Annotated in this window: 13 protein-coding genes; 3 read left to right on the top strand and 10 right to left on the bottom strand. The window is 56.7% G+C overall.

Features of this window, described 5'->3' with window-relative positions; genetic code table 11:
* From ACE3TQ_RS02545 to ACE3TQ_RS02510, 8 genes are all read right to left on the bottom strand, one after another.
* The coding region (locus ACE3TQ_RS02545; protein WP_374580353.1) for a hypothetical protein at positions 1 to 1,075 on the bottom strand (1,075 nt) is incomplete at its 3' end.
* The gene (locus ACE3TQ_RS02540; RefSeq protein ID WP_374580352.1) at positions 1,072 to 1,968 is read right to left on the bottom strand and encodes an endonuclease/exonuclease/phosphatase family protein; all 897 of its coding nucleotides are present in this window, start codon (positions 1,966 to 1,968) and stop codon (positions 1,072 to 1,074) included. The genes ACE3TQ_RS02540 and ACE3TQ_RS02545, both read right to left, overlap by 4 nt.
* 106 nt (positions 1,969 to 2,074) lie before the next feature.
* A complete protein-coding gene (locus ACE3TQ_RS02535; protein ID WP_374580351.1) occupies positions 2,075 to 7,453 on the bottom strand; it encodes a hypothetical protein in 5,379 nt (1,792 codons plus the stop codon).
* Positions 7,454 to 7,649: 196 nt separating this feature from the next.
* Positions 7,650 to 8,408, bottom strand: a complete 759-nt coding sequence (locus ACE3TQ_RS02530; protein WP_374580350.1) for a hypothetical protein — start codon at positions 8,406 to 8,408, stop codon at positions 7,650 to 7,652.
* Between the two features lie 58 nt (positions 8,409 to 8,466).
* A complete protein-coding gene (locus ACE3TQ_RS02525) occupies positions 8,467 to 9,201 on the bottom strand; it encodes a hypothetical protein (RefSeq protein WP_374580349.1) in 735 nt (244 codons plus the stop codon).
* A 5-nt stretch (positions 9,202 to 9,206) separates the two neighbouring features.
* Positions 9,207 to 10,397, bottom strand: a complete 1,191-nt coding sequence (locus ACE3TQ_RS02520; RefSeq protein ID WP_374580348.1) for a UvrD-helicase domain-containing protein — start codon at positions 10,395 to 10,397, stop codon at positions 9,207 to 9,209.
* Positions 10,348 to 12,000, bottom strand: coding sequence for an ATP-dependent endonuclease (locus tag ACE3TQ_RS02515; protein ID WP_374580347.1), 1,653 nt, complete (start codon positions 11,998 to 12,000; stop codon positions 10,348 to 10,350). The genes ACE3TQ_RS02520 and ACE3TQ_RS02515 overlap by 50 nt, the downstream gene beginning before the upstream one ends.
* Before the next feature lie 361 nt (positions 12,001 to 12,361).
* Positions 12,362 to 14,023 (bottom strand): amidohydrolase, encoded by a 1,662-nt coding sequence (locus ACE3TQ_RS02510; RefSeq protein WP_374580346.1) that lies wholly within the window; start codon positions 14,021 to 14,023, stop codon positions 12,362 to 12,364.
* 88 nt (positions 14,024 to 14,111) lie between these two features.
* Between ACE3TQ_RS02510 and ACE3TQ_RS02505 the strand changes: the two genes are divergently transcribed.
* The 3 genes from ACE3TQ_RS02505 to ACE3TQ_RS02495 all read left to right on the top strand — a co-directional run bounded on the left by ACE3TQ_RS02505 (position 14,112) and on the right by ACE3TQ_RS02495 (position 16,354).
* Complete coding sequence (locus tag ACE3TQ_RS02505) at positions 14,112 to 14,750, top strand: glutathione S-transferase family protein (protein WP_374580345.1); 639 nt, start codon at positions 14,112 to 14,114, stop codon at positions 14,748 to 14,750.
* Between the two features lie 64 nt (positions 14,751 to 14,814).
* Positions 14,815 to 15,186, top strand: a complete 372-nt coding sequence (locus ACE3TQ_RS02500) for a BlaI/MecI/CopY family transcriptional regulator (RefSeq protein WP_374580344.1) — start codon at positions 14,815 to 14,817, stop codon at positions 15,184 to 15,186.
* On the top strand, positions 15,176 to 16,354 hold the full coding sequence (locus tag ACE3TQ_RS02495; RefSeq protein WP_374580343.1) for a M56 family metallopeptidase: 1,179 nt from the start codon (positions 15,176 to 15,178) through the stop codon (positions 16,352 to 16,354). Before ACE3TQ_RS02500 ends, ACE3TQ_RS02495 begins: the two co-directional genes overlap by 11 nt.
* A 6-nt stretch (positions 16,355 to 16,360) precedes the next feature.
* Here the strand turns inward: ACE3TQ_RS02495 and ACE3TQ_RS02490 are convergent, their stop codons facing one another.
* Together ACE3TQ_RS02490 and ada are read right to left on the bottom strand one after the other, a co-directional pair.
* A complete protein-coding gene (locus tag ACE3TQ_RS02490) occupies positions 16,361 to 17,158 on the bottom strand; it encodes a 2OG-Fe(II) oxygenase (protein ID WP_374580342.1) in 798 nt (265 codons plus the stop codon).
* Positions 17,155 to 18,270 (bottom strand): bifunctional DNA-binding transcriptional regulator/O6-methylguanine-DNA methyltransferase Ada, encoded by a 1,116-nt coding sequence (gene ada, locus ACE3TQ_RS02485; RefSeq protein ID WP_374580341.1) that lies wholly within the window; start codon positions 18,268 to 18,270, stop codon positions 17,155 to 17,157. Before ada ends, ACE3TQ_RS02490 begins: the two co-directional genes overlap by 4 nt.
* Positions 18,271 to 18,372 lie beyond the last annotated feature (102 nt).

The following is an 18,372-nucleotide window of genomic DNA, read 5'->3' as shown; positions in this document are numbered from 1 at the left end:
TCTTCGCAGCTGGCTTGGCGGCCACCTTTGCTGCGGCCTTCTTCGCAGCTGGCTTGGCGGCCACCTTTGCTGCGATCTTCTTCGCAGCTGGCTTTGCGGCCGACTTTGCCGCGGCCTTTTTCGCAGCTGGCTTGGCGGCCGGCTTGGCCGCGGCCTTCTTCGCAGCTGGCTTGGCGGCCGGCTTGGCCGCGGCCTTCTTCGCAGCTGGCTTAGCGGCCAGCTTGGCCGCGGCCTTCTTCGCAGCTGGCTTAGCGGCCGGCTTGGCCGCGGCCTTCTTCGCAGCTGGCTTAGCGGCCGGCTTGGCCGCGGCCTTCTTCGCAGCTGGCTTAGCGGCCGGCTTGGCCGCGGACTTCTTCGCAGCTGGCTTGGCGGCTGGCTTGGCAGCAGCCTTACTCACTGCAGGCTTGGCATCGGATCCTACCGTTGCAATGGTCCCCGCCCTGAAAACCACTGGTTCAGCGCGCATGGCCGAGGTGCCTCTGAAATGTACTGGACCTCCGGATACCTCACGAATAACTTTACTGCCGAATGGCTCCTCTTTCACTATTCCTGGTGGAGACTTAAGCGCTACGACTCCCTCAATCGTTCGCTCCCCCACATGACCTGTAGCATGTGAAATACGTCCTTGAGCAGCAGTAGGGAGGTTGTTACTTTGGAGTTCTGAAATAGAAAGTCCAACCGCTGTCGCTTGCATTATTTTGGAAAGTACACGCTCTAACGACTCGATGTCGTTACAAATGTACTCGTCATTCGACACGGCAAGAGTGCATGGAAACCCTGATGCACTTTGCTGGAACCGCGCAATCTGAATTTTCCTACGAGCCCCCGCCTTCTTTTCCTCGAGGATTAGAGTGTCATATACCTTCCGTGCCAACACGAAAGACGCAAATGCTTGAAGCCCATCCTCTGCGAAAGCGTCGCCGCCAGAACGCAGTCTGACTGTGACCTTGCCTTCAGTAGCTGCTTCTACAGCAGCAGCAAGAGACTGCAACGTCTCTTTAATTTGGTGACGGTTCCATTTGGCGATATCAGCCGAATTCATACCCGCTCGCACTGCACCAGCAAATTTACTCATCGTACGGCTCTCTTTATGGTTATCTCGACGGGAAAGTGGTCAAAGTGACGTTTCTTATCGAGGACGTGCGGCGTGAATGAAGGGATGTTGAGAATTTCAACGGATGCTTCGTCCAAAGCCCAGCCTTTCGAATCAAGCAGCGATGTCGAGACCATGATCTGATCGAAAGTGCGCCACCGATCAATTTTGTCGCGGTGATAGAAGTAGGTGCCGTAGAGGTTCGGCAACGACGTTCCATTATCAATCCTGTCACTGCCTATTCGATGCCAGAAGGGGTTGTAAATTCTCTTCGTCTTACTGGCGGCATGCAATCGATCTCGAGTCGCTGATAACTCGTAGGCCAACGGCGTGTCAAAAGGCTCATCATTATAATCGCCCATTAAGATGATCTTTGCCTTTGAATCCACTTCAAAAATGCTATCGACTTGTGCGCGCAAGTGGTTGCCGAGCGTTGCCCGCTCTGGAGTGCCCTTGCCTTTCATACGTACTCCGGCCCAATGAGACAAGAAAACTGTGACAATTGAATTGTCTAGTAGATTCTTGAGTTCGACACGCTGTGCAATTTTATGGATGCTATCGCGAAACGTGACTCGAATATTGACAGATTTTCCCAATTCGAACTTGGACTTGTTAAACAGCAAGCATGTGTCCGTCTTTGACTGATTGATTTGTTCAACTCCATTGGCGACACCAAATCCCAGTGGCTCGAAAACCTCGGCCAGTAACTCTATCTGAGCCAATGAAACCTCGCACATACCAAGCAAATCCACGTTGCGAGCTTGGAGCAATTCCTCGATCAGATCACGTGCCACTTTTTGATCTGCAACTGAGGCACGCTTATCATCTTTGGTGGGCGCTAAACTCGTGTTCCACCACGCACACTTGATTTCCATTCTTATCCTTCGGCTAGAGCGAGTATGAAAATTGTACACGGCCCAGATACGTGGAGCTGGAGTACAAGCTGACCAATGCGGGCCGCCTGATCAAGGAAATTCGCACTTACTGACGAATCAAGAATGTTGAAGACGGCACATCATCAGCGAACAACTTCTTCCGACGTTTGTCTTGCACTCGCTTGAACCGATTACTCAACTGACGCTCGAAGCCTCGCCAGTGCAAATTATAGACATCAGATGGTGAGGTTGAATGCTTTAATAGAGCGATACGGCCATCCGTCACCTTGAGGAATAGCACACCTGCCCGCCAAAACTCTTCAGGATTGGCGGCGTTACGCATTAAGTCATACCAATGCTGTGCCCATAAATTCCGTTGATAAAACTCAAGCGCGTCCGACGCCGTGCGGCCCAAGAGGCCTGGTACATCACTGAACCTACGCAGTACCTGATCGCTGTAATCGTTTTGGTTCATGAGACCAGAAATGAAAATACCCCGTGCTTGAATTGCTGGGTGTTGCGATCGGAATTGGGCATCAATGTACCTGCGCAGCGTTTCCTCTCTCCCGCCCCATAGGGCGGCCCAAACTTCGCGAACCAACTCGTCATTGTTTTTCGCGCCTTCCAGCCGTTCGGCACGGTCGGGGTCAAGCGTTCCTGAATCCTTTGCTGACCAAACAGATATCGCAGCTAGATCAAGATTCTCGTGGCCGAAAGTTACGTTGACCAGCGGTCGAATCGGCTCCAGCGTTCTGAATAGCTCTCGTGCAATCGTTGGTTCGTGCGCAGCAAGCTCGCGAGCGATGAGGAGCCCTACGTTTCGTAGTGGCGCGAGCTTCTCTCTATTTGAGGGGTCGGTAAACAGTTTTGCCCAGCGTTTTGCGGTCGTAAGATTGGCTGGAACTACCGAGGCAAGAGAATTCAAGGAAAATTGCTCCAAGAAGTCGCTCGCATTCTGACTATCGAGCGACTCGCACATGTGGCTGTATGCGTCAATCAGGGAGTTTTGTTTCTCATCAAAGTCGTCCGGCTCCTTCAAAGCGCGGTAAAACGCCTCATCAGAATCCTCCGCAGGTTTTTCCCGTAAGCTTAGACTCACTGATTGCGGCTGGAGCCCTAGTTCGTATTCCTGGCGGACGTTGACTTCAAGGTTACTCGACTCCAGCTTCAGTTCGAGACCTCGTGAAATTACGCGATTTAGAACGTCGGATGCGAAACTGGCGACATCGGAACCAAGGTGCGAGGCCAGCTCGCAAAGATGCACGAATTCCAGTCGAGAGGCTAAAAACCGCCAGTTTCGAATACCCCGGATAGCAGCAGCACACATGACTGCGGAGGTATAGCGGAGCTCTAGCCGATCTACCCAACTAGATCCGTGGTTTTCAGCTGCAACGTTTTCTACAGCTGCGCGCAGCGACTCTGTGTCGCGGGATAGTGCAATCATCCGCATAGTGAACGCTCGAACCCATACGCTCGTATTAGAGAGTAGCGAAGGAAGCCTGTTTCTGGTCCTGACGGAAAGAGGGGACTCATTGAATGGAGAAAAAAGAAGCACAACCGTCAGTGCGTCACTACTTTCTTCCAACATCGCAGCATCCAACTGTTCCTCAAACATCGCACTGTCCATGGGCTTAATCATTTCTAATAAGCGGTCAGACATCTTGTTGGTCGCCCAACGTGCCGAAAGGAGCGCAAACTGGGTATCGGCATTTAACATCGGGAAGATCACCTCCATATGGAAAATTGTCCATATCGCCTCATCGCCGCCCAGTGAGCTCAGTATTCTCTTGTCGTCGTCCCCGCCTTGCAACCTGGAAGCGAACGCAATAGCCTGCTCGTTAGTGATTAAAGACGCGTTATCTAAGAGGTTCACAATGCCCTGGCGAAGAGGCAAGCCCGTGCGATCAAGAACGTTACTTGCCAGGCTGCGCTGCCGATCTATTGCCACCTCAGGAGCGTATCTTGCGACTGCAGCTCGCGCTGCATCAAAGAAGAAGTCGGCTTCACCTTTCCCCATCATCGTTGACACTTTCGAGACATCAATTTGAGCATAGGCAGCTACCGTTTGCGCGACGTTCAGAGGCTCACTCTGAACTGGGTCGCATGGGTCAGTTGAGCAATAGCGCTCAACCAAGCGCCACTTCCCGAATGGCGGTTTGTCCGGTACTAACTCGTCGTATAGTGTTTCAGCATGCTTTGCATCGATCACGTCACCCGTAGCTCTTAGTATCGTTACTTGCGTCCATTTGCCAATTTTCGAAAGGCAACTGGTGCGTAGCGAAGCCATGGACTGTAGAAGTGCGCTGCGTGTTTCGGCCCAGTCGTGCGGATTAAAGCAAAGGAGTTGGGTAAATTCCTTCGTCGGCGATGCGTAGCTTCCGTTCAGACTTACTCCAAAGCTCCACTGAACGAGTGCATCCGAGAACTGCTGAAGCGGCTTTCCCGCCAGAAGTTCAATCGCCAGCTGGCTGAGACCGGATATCTCTTTCGCCGCGGTTTGAACGAGTTTCTCGTAGATCGCCCGCTCCGGGACTTCAAGATTCTCAATCTTTGATACCAGCTCCTGAGCAAGTTTTGTGCGTTGAGCGGCAACTTCGTGATCTGCAAGTCCACCAAGCTGAACTTTGTGCTCGATCCCGCTTGGAAAATAGCTCAGCCATCGTTTAATCATCTGAGCAATATCGCTCCAAGTCTTGGCGTCTGCTTTCGCGAAATGAAGGGCTTCCCTGATCCAATCGTAATTGATGGGTCTAAACTGCTGCAGAGCCAAGTTTTCGGCGACGCCTAGGAAAACACTCGGCCGGTCCCGTACCAGCGCTGAAAAAGGTCCAAACGATCGCTCATCAGGGTTTTGCATGGATGCGAACTCACCGAGGAGTACCGAGCCAACTTCAGTCGGAATCTCACCGTCCACGCAAGCGATCGTAAGCGCTGCCAACACTGCCTCGGGCGTCTTGTCTAATTCGGCAATTGGTTCAGTGAGTACGGAAAGCGCCTCAACCAAATCTCTATTGTTCCGAAGAGCCTTGAGCAGGGCCTGAACAATTGCGAATCCAAGCGCTAGAACCAGTCCATCATCGCTGACGGCATAGCGACAAGGCTCCCCTTGGACTGGGATCAAATATCGGCCGTCAATTACAGCTTTTAGTCCGCCGTCAAAGAGGGCGAAGTCATCCAGCTCCCTCTGAGTTAGCCGAGCTATAACCTCTGTCGCACACCTACTTAAACGCTGGCGAAACTCAAATGGGCTGCCATCGCCAAAGTTGTCTCGTTGACTAACAGAGATATGTTCAAACAATAGGCGAGATACGCTTAGCTCTTCCAAATCGCGTAGCTGTTGTTCGCTTAACAGGGACAATGCGATTCCTAATAATCGCGGGTTCCTTAGTGCTTCTGCTACAGGTCCTTGTAGTTGGGCTGCGTCGATACCTCGCTCAGCAAGAATTTCGTTCCGCTCCTCCGGTGACCACTGAGGTACTGGGATCTTCACACATTTGGACACTATCTTTGGTTTAACGTGCGCCGTAAAGAAGTGGTCACGTGTCGTGACGATGAGCTTTCCACCGAAGGTCGCTAATTCACTACATACCCAATCAATATGCTTCGCCCAATCCTCACGTTGACGCTGGTTCAGCCCGTCCAAAACAACCAGCAAGCCAGGCGCAACTGTTCTCTTTTCAGCCGTCCATTCTTGCAGCAGGTTCGTCCAATACTTAACGTGTTCGGCATTGCCAGGATATCCTGTCTGTTCGGCGAATTGACTGGCCAGGAATCCTTTGAGGTCGGAGCCCATTGCGCCAATGATTTCTGCTGTGATGAATAGTGTCAGCGGCTTTGGACTCAAAGACATCCAAGTTTGCGCGGCGATCCAAGATTTTCCATTTCCTTCCAGCCCCGTAAGTGCAATGAAATGGCCGGCCTCTAACGTACGCACGGCATAGATTACTTGTTCTCTTAGTTCATCCCTATCCCTAGGTGCTACTGGTCCGCTCGGGTCGCCAGGACAAAGTGGCTGACGTAAGAATATCGAGGCTTGCGTTCGGTTACAAAACGCTTGGTTGAGCCAAGCCGCATTGGCAGCCAGAGCTTGAGCAATCGTCCAGTTAGCTTGTATCAGTCCGGCGTTTACGGTTGTATTTAGCGAAATCGGGACTCGGTGCACCTTCAGCGAATTATCAATTGCTCGTTTGACCTCATCTAATAGCCTTGGAGGTCTGCGCCGCGATGGCTCCGCATCCAACCACTTGCTGTGTGATTCCTGATAGGCCTGACTGATGAGTTCAAAGAATTTGAACGCTTTAAGCTTTGCAGCACCGTGACGAACAAAAAGCTGACTGGCACAGATCGAAGCGCCGTTCACACGATACACACCGCATTTTCCTCTAGCTGCAGTCAATGTTCCGACAACGTGCTGAATCGGCTTCCCAGTGCTCTCTGCAGCAGACAAGACAATGTAGGCTAAGAATCTATTCAGCGTGGCTGTAGGCTGTTCCAGTGGCCGTGGCCGCTGCGTATTAAAGTAGATGTTTGCGCGCTTCCTAAGCCTCATTGCGACTTCATCTATGAGGCCCGTCTTCGCCAACTCGCGCTTTAGTCGGGCATCATATGCGCTCCTAAAATCGAAGTCTTTGCCATGCTTCTCTGCCTCGGCGTCGATATTCAACAGGATGGATTTTAGGCCATCGAGTCCCGGCCAGTTTGTCACTGTATCGATAAGCCAACTATGATCAAAATCTTGGATTGCAGACGCACAAAGATCAATGAGCGCGCCATCTCCCGAACCCGAAATCAAAAAATTGGTTTCGTCGTTTGAATAGCGAGGAGAGTCAGGTGTCCCTCGGTCGGACCAATAGGATTGAGAATCAGCACCCTTCAAAACGTTTTCGCCACCGAACCCGATCGTGAGGAAGACTGCGTTAAATGTTTTCTGCCGACGCTTTTTGGTCTGCGTGTTGTAAGAAGTGACCACGTAATCGGAAGCACCCGCACTAGCGATCTTGCGCACTTCCTGTAAGGCGGCGAAGTTTAACCGTCCACCAAAGTGCGTCTTTAGAATTTCGAATTGCTCTAGAACTTTTCTTGAAACTGCATCAGCAGATCCAGCCACCCAATCGAGGTAAGGAAGCCCCGCATCTAAGTTCTTAGAAATGTCGTGTGGCCAATCGTAGATATGCGGATGTAAATTGCGCTTTACGCATCCACGCTGGAGGTGGAGTGGGAACTCCTCGCGTTCGAATACGTCGATGCATAAATCCGGTATCAGAAGTGCTAAGCCGGAAGCAAGCGACAACCCTGCCGCACCCGCGCCAATGACTGCAACTTGCCGGGCATCTTCCAGAAGGTTCAATTCCTTCAATGCGTAAGCCAAGCTAAACCCGCGGACCTGCTGAGAGAAGAATGTAATTCGGTCATCAAATGAGCCAATTACATATACTGCAGGCCACCCAGGGACCTGCGCGCTAGCGACAATATCGTTTTTATCCATGAACGACGATTATAGGGTATCCATTTTGACTTTTCTCATCATCACCGCCTGCACGCTAGATTAGGTTGGACTATGCTCGTCGTATAGGCGATACGTAATGGCGATTACACAGATTGAGTCTTGCACGGTATTCGCGAATTATGGCTTGGGTGGAAAAGAGTTCCAAATTTCGTCAACCTGAACGTTAGTCTAACGTCTACGAATTAACGTACATCCGTGGTTTGTCCTCCGCCATTTGTCGAACGTGGTCGTCCCATGCAACCGCGACTTTTCGCGACACCGCAAAAAGCGCCGAAATAAGGGTTATTAGTGGAAGAGCACGCAGTAACAGAGTCATGCCTTCAGCAGATAAGTCCAGGGACTTGAGCAGCAACATCGCGCGCTGCACATTCCGTCCCTGCGAGGTATCCTCGACAATGTCCAGTGTATTCTCCAAATGAAAGGTCGCTGCCCTAACAGCCGTAGAAATGGCCGTTTCGTCCTTCGCGACGAGGGCGGTTGCGATTTGCTCAAGACTTTCATTTACAATGTCGCAATTCTCTTTCTTGCCGGGTTTGGATGTGCAGAATATTGGCGTTAGTTCAGCCTTTATAATCCGACTTACTTCAAGCATGACGTCGGTGCGTGGCCCGACAGCCTTTCTATCCAAATCAAGGCCCACCTGATAATACGGGATTGCAAACGTCATTAGCGCCACGGTCGCAGCAAGTTCGCCACGGAACTTCAATGTTGCGGCAACGCGCTTGTGTTCAGTTCCTTTCAAACGCTGCAAAGCACGGAATCTTGTATATGTACCCCACGCCGTGGCTAGGAATGCAAAGGCCAGCAGCGCCATATACAGGTTGCGGTTCCACACATGAGCAGCTGAACGAATTTGAGCTTGGCTCAAGAGGTAAAGCGCCAAGCAGCTAGGCAAACCAAACTTTATTGCAATCACGTAGGGATGCGTCTTCATCACGAGAGTTTGTCTTTGTCTACGATTCTATTGGGGGCGTGCTAGGTACTACCGAAAATCAACGTACACGGTTCGCACCAACCGAACGACGAGTATTGTTTTTACTGCACATTTCGCTGGCCGTTCGAAGTACAAAGGCAATACGATGCATCTTCCGTAAGCCAGATCGTAAAAGTAACGCACCCATTATTGCTCCTGCAAAGAATGCTCCACCGATCCACTGAAGAGTGTTTTGAACTGCATCATCCCAGCCCATGTACTTCGTCGTAAGAAATAGGGCTGGGCCCAACAGTCCAACCAGCCGTGTAATGTCCATCCAGCGTTCATGGACTTGAAGTTGCGACTCGAATCGATTAAGCCTCGCAGTCAGCACAGCATTATCGAAGTGAGCTAGTTGCCTTGCCAATAGACGCTCTCGAGAATGCTCCGCATCCAACTCTCGCGTGAGCACTCGTGCAGGATTCAGAAAGATGTCACGATGCTTCAGCACACTAAACGCCAGATCTACTATCCAGCAAACAGATGCAACTACAACTGCTCCGAGACCAAGGTATGCAACATTGAGCGAGACATCAGCTTTGAGAAAGATCATGGCCCAAATCGTAATTACTACGAACCAAGCCGAAAGATAAATCCCGTAAAATACTTTTTGTGCCTTCGATTGTTGTGTCAAGGCGTCGGGAGCGTTGAGATGGGCAAGGAGCTCCTCATACGTTGGCATAACTTGTAGTCGATCTGTAGTCCGCATTGAAAAATCACTCTCTATAAGAATTTTCTTGAACTCGCCACTCATGCAATCTAAGGTCGAGGCCAAACAGGAAGATCGCATTCTCCTGCGATCGCATCGGGAACGATAAAGGCGACACTGTATTTCGCCCGAGTCAGCGCCACATAGAATTTATTGCGTGCTTCCTCAGTTTTGCCATTCCCAAATGCGTTCGGATCGCCTTGAAGAAATTGCAAGTGCGGTCTGGTTGGTATGATCGCCGTACGTGGGAAGCCGAGACCTTTTGATTTCCCGAACGTCATACGCCGTAACGCCAGGCCGTCGTATTCCGTGCCCGATTTGATGCTGTGACGCAGGATCACGGGCTGATAAAGCGCGAGATACGATGGCGCATCGCTTTCCCTCACAATCAAGACCCCTTGGTGCATTCCATATTCATCAGGTGCAACGACCTTGGACACCAAGGATGGATAACCTTCTGCCGCATGCAGACGGCCGGCGTAGTCGCAAATTTCTTGAATGGAACGATGTGACTCGTTCATCTCTTCGCGAACGAACTTGAGCTTTTCCAAGTAGGCGACCTTCTCGGGGCCGGTACCAGGTTTTTTGGTGGTGTTGGCAGTTTCGTATATGGTTTGCCGGAAATCTCCGACACAAGTGATAGAAAACTGTTTGCTCTTAGCGAGCAGCGACAGGACTTCGAAATCCCATCCCACCATGTCTTGGCATTCGTCGAAGTACAGGCTATCGTAAATTTCTGCAAGGCGTCGGATTGGTGCCCCGCCGGTTTCTTTGATCACTGCGCAGGCGAACTTGGCAAGAAGTGCGGAATGCGCTTTGGTCCGGCACGGAGTCAGATAGTACAAGGGATTGAATCCCCCATTGGCTAGCTTCTCTGAGCGACCGGCGATATTTCTTCCGTTCCGCTTATGCGGATCAGATTCATTAAGGATAAATCCTTCAATCCGCTTCGGAAAGATTGCGCGCTGATAGGGGCGAATGATTTCTTCCAGATAAAACGTAAGCAAGCCTTTGACCGTGAAGGCCGGGTGCGCGCCGCGGTGCTTCAACACAAAACGATTGCTCACTTCTTTCTGATTGTTCTCGGTATACGTGAGGACAAGGATGCGCTCCTTGCCGGCGACCCTGCCGATCGATTCGTTCACGATGCGTTCCGTCTTACCGGTGCCTGCGCCGGCGAACACAAAAACGTTAGGCAAAATCGAAAGCTCCGACGAGATAGGCCGGGTAGTTAATCGCATCCTTGGAGTCAAAGATTCGCATAGCCGAATCAACTTTTTTCTTCCCGTTGCCGGCCTCACCGCCGAACCAATCGCGGAGGAACTGGGTCTTTGCCGCCAGGTCAGGCTGCTCCTTGTATTTGTTGTAGGTTTGCAGCGACAGAATCAGCTCTGCGAAGGAGTCCAGGCTTGCAACGGTTTTATTGTGCTCTGCTATCAGCGCCGGCTCCAGGGAGTACAACGTGTCATCATTAGGAGAGAGGAGTTGGAGATGCGCGTAGGCTTTGTACTTGTCTTGATAGGCCTCGATGTTCGCCTTGTAATCGCCGTCATTGTCCTTTAGGACATTAGTGCGCACACCAATCCGCTTCAGAATTTCCAGGTAAGTGTCGAAGCCAAGGCCTCGCACAACAATGATTTCGATGCCATCGTCTTCGGGCAAGCATTTGTGTTTGTCGATGTAGAATTTCTTAAGGATCAGCTCATCCGATGGACCTTCGACGAGGATGACCTTGTTCGCCAGCACGGCTCGCAAAGTGTCATAGCCTGGTAGCCGCTTGATTTTGACCGCAATGGCCGGGTCGATATCCTTGAGGCGGATATAGTCCGAGCCGACCAAGCACAGCTTGGCGATGCTCAACTTGTTGAGGACATAGGAACTGTGCGTGCTGATAAAGACTTGGAGACCATTCCTGTTCTTTTCGATATAGCTAATCAAGCGCGTCAGGTTCATGTGCGATAGATGGTTCTCCGGCTCTTCAAGCAAAATGAAGTTCACGGACTTCGCTTTGTTTTGGATTGCGAGCTTGATCTGGATCTGGCTTTGCTCCCCCTTGCCAACCATCGGAAAGGCCACATCGTCAACAGCCAACTGCAGTGATGCCTCCACTCCACGGCTGGCGGCAATGTCGGCGATAATTTTCAGTGTTCCATTGGTGATCGTCTTGTCGTCGCCCAGGTCCTTATTGATCTGGGTGACATGTTGCTGATCATCAAACAGGTGCTTCAGCTGCCTGTAGTCGAGGTTAAGGTGAGCCAGCTCTTCCTTGCTCAAGGCCGCAGCCAATAAGGCGGTGATGTACTGGTTCTTCCCGTAGGTGGGATGCAGGCGCGACGGGTCGATCAGCAACGAGTTCGTCTTGCGTGTGAGCGATTTAACCTGATTTCCAGCAAAATCATGCCACTCAATTTTGTAGAACTCAATCGGCACGGAGCGGACATTTTGAGGAGTCTTGATCAATTCGTCGTATTTCGCCAAGAGATCCATGTCAAAAGCGACTCTAAGCGAAACACCCTGTGCATCCTCGGTGAGCGAGTTGTTAATACCCCTATACTCCGGAACACCCTCCAAATATATTTCGATGAGCATTTCTGGCAGGGTCGTATACTTTAGGTCACCTGCCAAGTAAGTCGCGGCTGCCTGCGCGTTCATCAACTCTAGCGCTGTTTCCAACGTGAGTGTCTTCCCTCGAAACGCACAATTGGTCGCCAATTCGATGGCCTCCAAGATGGAACTTTTGCCCATCGCGTTGTCGCCAACCAGAATATTTACGTCGTCGTTGAACTCAAAGAATTTGCTGCCGAACTTCTTATAATTCTTAGCAATAAGTTTCTTAATTAGCATGTTATTTGCACGGAAGAATTTCTCAAAGACTAACTGATTTTCCCCGTTCAGAAACTCACTTAATGTAACTTTTTCGCTGCCAACGAGCCGATAGCAGAGCCAACAAGCATAGCTCGCTCCGTATGACACTCTCCCATCCGTGGTTGCAAATCATCTCCGCTCTAAAGAGAGCATAATTACTAGACGTGAGTTTGCTAGTTTTCGCTCCAACTTTAACGAAATCGCTTGAAGTACAGTTAGGCAGACGCCTAGTAACCTATTGTTTTCTCAAGAGGTTCCCGTCCGCTTTTTTATAACGACGTGCAGGACAAATCTTGCGCTGCGCGCAAGATTTGTCCGATTGTCAGACCTGACCCCGAATTTACTTGCGGAAAACTTGTTTGCCGCCGACCCAGGTTTCCAGCACGCCGATCTTGCCGATCTCTTCAGCCGGCACCTTGAACAGGTCGCGGTCGGTAATGATGAAGTCGGCCCATTTGCCTTTCTCCAGCGTGCCGACGGCGTGCTCCTGGTGCGCGGCCCAGGCGGCGTCCAGGGTGAAGCAGCGGAACGCTTCGGTCAGCGTCATGGCTTGCTCTTTGTACCAGCCGCCCGCCGGGACGTTCTGCATGTCCTGCCGCGTGACGGCGGCGTGGATGCCTTGCAGCGGGTTGGGCGATTCAATCGGGAAGTCCGAGCCGCAGGCGATTCGGCTGCCTTGCTTGAGGAAGGTGTGCCAGGCGTAGGCGCCTTTGATGCGCTGCGGGCCGACGCGCTGCTCGGCCATGTTCTGGTCGGAGGTGGCGTGGGTCGGCTGCATCGATGGCACGATGGCCAGTTGCTTGAAGCGCGGGATATCGCCCAGCTGCACCACCTGCGCGTGCTCAATGCGGTGGCGGCGCGGCGCCAGCGGGTATTGCTTGCCCAGCTTCTCGAAGCTGTCGAGGATCTGTTTGTTGCCGGCGTCGCCGATGGCGTGCACGTTGACCTGGTAGCCGGCCTTCATCGCTTTCTCGATCTTGGCGCCGATGGCGGCGTCGCTGTTGAACAGCAGGCCGCGCGTGTGCGGGGCGTCGCTGTACGGGTGCACCAGGGCGGCGCCGCGGCTGCCCAGCGCGCCGTCGGAATACAGCTTGACGGCCGACAGCGCATAGCGGTCGCCGCCATAGCTTTTCAGCGGCCCGGCCTTGGACAGCTGGTCGAAGTCGGCGCCCACGTCGCCGATCATGGCGTACACGCGGGTGGTCAGCTTGCCCTGGTCTGCGTATTCGCGGAACAGGCGGTCGGAGCCGACGTCGATGCCGGCGTCGTGCACGCTGGTCAGGCCGACGCTGGACAGGATGCCCAATGCGCCGTCCAGCATGGCGCGCGCTTCGGCCTCGGTCGGCTTGGGCAGGATCTTGTAGACGTAATCCATCGCAGTGTCGACCAGGATGCCGGTGGCGTTGCCCTGCGCATCGCGCTCGATCTTGCCGCCCTCAGGGTCTTTGGTGTCCTTGGTGATGCCGGCCGCTTCCAGCGCCTTGCTGTTGACCCACATGGCGTGGCCGTCGATGCGTTCCATGGCGGCCGGGCGGTCGCTGACCACCGCGTCCAGTTCGGCTACGGTCGGGAAGCGGCCCAGCTTCCAGATCTCCTGGTTCCAGCCTTTGCCGATCACCCATTTGCGCTGCGGGTTGGCCTGCGCGAACCTGGCGATGGATGCCTGCGCCGCCTGCAGCGAGGCTGGCGAGTACAGGTCGGCGCTGGTGGCCACTTCGCCCAGGCCGAACACGTGGCCGTGGGCGTCGATCAGGCCTGGCAGCACGGTCTTGCCCTGCACGTCCACGCGCTTGAAGCCCTTGGCCTTGGCCGCCACCGCCTGCGCGCTGCCGACCGCCACCAGCTTGCCCTGGTCGTCGAAGGCCAGCGCCTGGAACTGCAGCAGCCGGCCCTTGGCGTCCAGCGTGTAGCCGTTGGCGTTTTCGATCATGGTGCCGGCGTTGGCGCCGGCGGCAATAGCGGCCAGGGCGGCGGCGGCCAGGAGGGTGCGGCGGAAGTGCATGGGTCCAGTCCTCTCAATTTGAAAGCAAGAAGCAGAGTGTAGCGAAATTCGCTGGATGGTCCAATCTGGCTTTAGGAGGAGTTACACCATGTTGACGCTTTTTGATTACCTGCCATCCCAGAACGCTTACAAAGTCCGCCTGCTGCTGTCGCATCTTGGCCTGCCCTACCGCACCGAATTGGTCAGCATCTTCGAAGGCGAAGGCCAGAGCGCCGAGTACCTGGCCATCAACCCGACCGGCGCGGTGCCGGCGCTGCGGCTGGAGGATGGGCGCGTGCTGGCGGAGTCGAACGCGATCCTGACCTACCTGGCCAGCGGCACGCCCTACCTGCCGGCCGATCCCTACGCTGCGGCGGTGGTGCAGCAATGGATGTCGTTCGAGCAGGACTACGTGCTCAACATCGCCTCGCTGCGCCATTGGCGCATGACTGGCAAGCTGGCGCGCCGCCCGCCGGCACTGGTGGAGATGCGGCGCGCCGGCGGCCTGCGCGCGCTGCGCATCATGGACCGGGAGCTGGCCAAACGACCGTTCATCGCCGGCGACATGTACACCATCGCCGATATGTCGTTGTTTGCCTACACCCACCGCGCCGACGAAGCCGGGTTGCCGTTGCGCGAGTTCCCGCATGTGTGCCGCTGGATCGAGCGCATACGCGCGCAGTCGGGCTTCCTCGACGCGCACTACCCCTACGTCATCGACCCGCACAGCAGCCGCGAACTCCCTTGACATATGCTTGACATGATCGATTACAGGTGTAATCATGAACCAACGATTACACATGTAAATGATTATGGACATCCACATCAGCGAAGCCGAAGCGCTGGTCATGCAGGTGCTGTGGCAGCAGCACCCGCAGGGCGCGGACGAAATCTGCAGCGCGCTGGCCGAGCAGCAATGGCAGGCCGCCACCGTCAAGACCCTGCTCAACCGTCTGCTGAATAAAGGCGCCATCAGCGCCGTCAAGGACGGCCGGCGCTACCTGTATGCGCCGCTGCTCAAACGCGAGCAGTGGCTGGCCAGCGAAAGCAAGGGCTTCCTCGACCGCATGTTCAACGGCAAGGTGGCGCCGCTGGTCGCCCACTTCAGCCGCCAGCGCAAGCTGAGCAAGTCCGACATCGCCGAACTGAAACGCCTGATCGAGGATATGGAAGATGGCAAGTGAGCTGCTGCTGCGCGTCCTGCTGGCGAATGCCTTCGCGATCGTCCTGATGCTGCTGTTGCGCCGGCCGCTGTGCCGCTGGTGCGGTGCGGCGGCGGCCTACGCCGCCTGGGCCCTGGTCCCGGCCAGCATGCTGGCAGCCGTGCTGCCGCATGGCGCCGGCCCCGTGCGGCTGGCGGCGGACTTGCCCGCGCTGCCGGCCGCGCTGCAGGCGGCGCAAGCGGGCGCCATCAGCGTGGCGCGTCCCTGGAGCAGCTGGATCGGCGCGCTCTGGCTGGCCGGCGTGCTGGCGATGGCGGCGGGCCTGGCGTGGCAGCAGTGGCGCTACCTGCGCCAGCTGCGCTGCGCCCCGGCGGCAAGCGGTGCGCGCGTCAGGCGCAGCGGCGCGGCGGGCAGCGGCCCGGTGCTGGTGGGCGTATGGCGCCCGGCCGTGGTGCTGCCGGCCGACTTCCGCCACAGCTACAGCAAAGCGGAGCGGCGCCTGGTGCTGGACCACGAGCGTATCCACGCCCGGCGCGGCGACCTGTGGGCCAATGCCGCCTGCGCCGCCCTGCAATGCCTGGCCTGGTGCAATCCGCTGGTACACATGGCCGCTGCGCGTTTCCGGCTCGACCAGGAACTCGCTTGCGACGAAACCGTCTTGCGCCGCAACGGCCAAGCCGCCACCTATGCCCGCGCCCTGCTGAAAACCCAGCTGTCGGCGCAAGGCATTCCCCTGGCCTGCCAGTGGCAGGCTAACCATCCACTCAAGGAGAGAATTGTGAACCTGAAATCGACTGTGTCGCCGACCCGCCGCAAGGCCGGGCAATTGGCCGCTGGCCTGCTGATGGCTGCCTGCAGCGTAGCCGCCTGGGCGGCGCAAGCCGGCGCGGCGTCGGACAAGTACTACTTCGTGAACCTGAACATGCAGGGCAGCAGCCCGACCGTCCTGGTGAAGTCCGGCGACACCGCCGAAATCGCCATGGGCAAAGGCGCCGATGAATGGCGCACCCGCATGGTAGTCACGCCGCAGGGCGAGCAGGTGCAGGTGCGCGCCCTGGTGACCCATGGCGGCAAGCAGGTCGACGACTACACGGTGGTGGGCGCGCTCGGCCAGGATATGTTCATCGGCTCGCCCCAGGCGCCAGAATTCCGCGCCACGCTGCGGGTGCGCGAAAAGACCGGCCAGTAAGCGTCGTCACAGGGCATCATGGAAAATGATGCCCAGCGTGTGGCGCCGTCCCCTGCGCAAGCGGCTTACGCCATGCCGCATATTCACGCGGTAGGTGCCGCGCGTGCCCGCCACCGGACGGTGGAAGACCGGGAAGATCACACAGTCGCCCTGCTGCAGCGGCACCACTTCCACCCGCGACTGCATGCGCGGGCGCTGCTCGGTCAGCACGAATTCCCCACCCTCAAAATCGCGTCCCGGCTGCGACAGCAGGAACGCCGCCTGCAGCGGGAACACATGTTCACCGTACAAATCCTGGTGCAGGCAGTTGTAGTCGCCGGCCTCGTACTGCAGCAGCAGCGGCGTTGGCCGCAGCTGGCCGGCGTCGTGGCAGCGCGCGATGAAGTCTTCATGCCGCGCCGGGAAGCGCGGCTCCAGCCCCATGGCGGCCTGCCAGCGGTTGGCAATCGCCGCCAGCGGCGGATACAGCGCCGCGCGCAGACCGGCCACCAGGCCTGGCAGCGGGTAGCGGAAATACTGGTACTCGCCCTTGCCAAAGCCGTGCCGCTGCATGATCACGCGGCTGCGGTACAGGTCCTGCCGCGCATACTCCGCCGCCAGCTGCGCGCACTCGTGCGGCGCCAGCACGCCACGCACCAGTGCGCAGCCAAATTCATCCAGCTCGGCGGCAATGCGCGTCCAGTCGATGGCTTGCCAGCGCGATGACTCGTCGTGCGCCACGCCACGGCGTACCGGGCCGGCGGGCGGGGCATGCCCAGCGCGCACGCCGTCGGCGGCGGGCGGCGCGAACAGGTCGCGCGTCATGCCGCGGCCTCCGCCGGCGCGGGCGCGGAGGCGGCACTGGCGCGGCCGTCGGCAGCCGCATCGCCGGCGGCTTCGCGCGCCAGCAGGGTTGCCTTGCGCTCGACGCCCCAGCGGTAGCCCGAGATCGAGCCGTCGTTGCGCACCACGCGATGGCAGGGAATGGCCACCGCAATGGCGTTCGCCGCGCACGCCCCGGCCACCGCGCGCGCGCCGTTGGGCGCGCCGACACGCTCGGCCAGCTCGGCATAGCTGACCGTGGCTCCGGCCGGAATCTCGCGCAGGGCCTGCCAGACGCGCTGCTGGAAGGCGGTGCCGCGCACGTCGAGCGGCAGGTCGAGGCCGATCTGCGGCGCCTCCACGAACGCGATCACGCGCGCCACCACCTGCTCATAATCCGGCTCCGCCCCCAGCAGCTCGGCCTGCGGGAAGCGGTCCTGCAGATCATGCGCCAGCGCCTGCGGGTCGTCGCCCAGCAGGATGCAGCAGATGCCGCGTTCCGTGCTGGCCACCAGGATCGCCCCCAGCGAGCACTGGGCAATGGCAAAGCGGATCTGCGCGCCGCGCCCGCCCGCGCGCCAGGCCGACGGCGTCATGCCCAGCGCGCCCGGCGTGGCGGCGTAAAAGCGCCCGGAGGAATTGAAGCCGGCCGCGTAGATCGCGTCGGTCACCGAGGCCTCGGCCGCCAGGCCGGCCTGCATGCGCCGCGCGCGCGCCGCCGCTGCATAGGCTTTCGGCGTCAGGCCGGTCTGCGCCTTGAACACGCGGTGGAAATGGAAGCGGCTCATGCCGCCGGCCGCCGCCAGCGCGTCCAGGTCCGGCGCCACCTCGGCCGTATCGATCAGGCGGCACACCTCGGCCACCATGGCGGCGTGGCGCTCGGCCAGCGGCGGCTGGTCCGGCTTGCAGCGCTTGCAGGGGCGGAAGCCGGCCGCCTGCGCCTCGGCGATCGAGGCATGGAAGGCGACGTTGGCGCGCAGCGCCGGCCGCGCGCCGCAGGACGGGCGGCAGAACACGCCGGTGGTGCGCACGGAATAGTAGAACTGGCCGTCGGCCGCGCTGTCGCGCGCCTGCACGGCGGCCCAGCGCTCGTTGTCGGTCAGGTAATGGTTCATGTCAGGCTCCATTGACTAGTATGCCACCATGCTAGGCTGCCGGTGCGCCGGCCGCACTCCGCCGCTTGCTATTGAATTCCCCAGTGCTACAATCGCCACACC

Source organism: Pseudoduganella sp. (assembly GCF_041914865.1).
In the GTDB taxonomy this organism is placed as follows: domain Bacteria; phylum Pseudomonadota; class Gammaproteobacteria; order Burkholderiales; family Burkholderiaceae_D; genus Rugamonas.
This window is presented reverse-complemented; position numbering and strand designations above follow the sequence as displayed.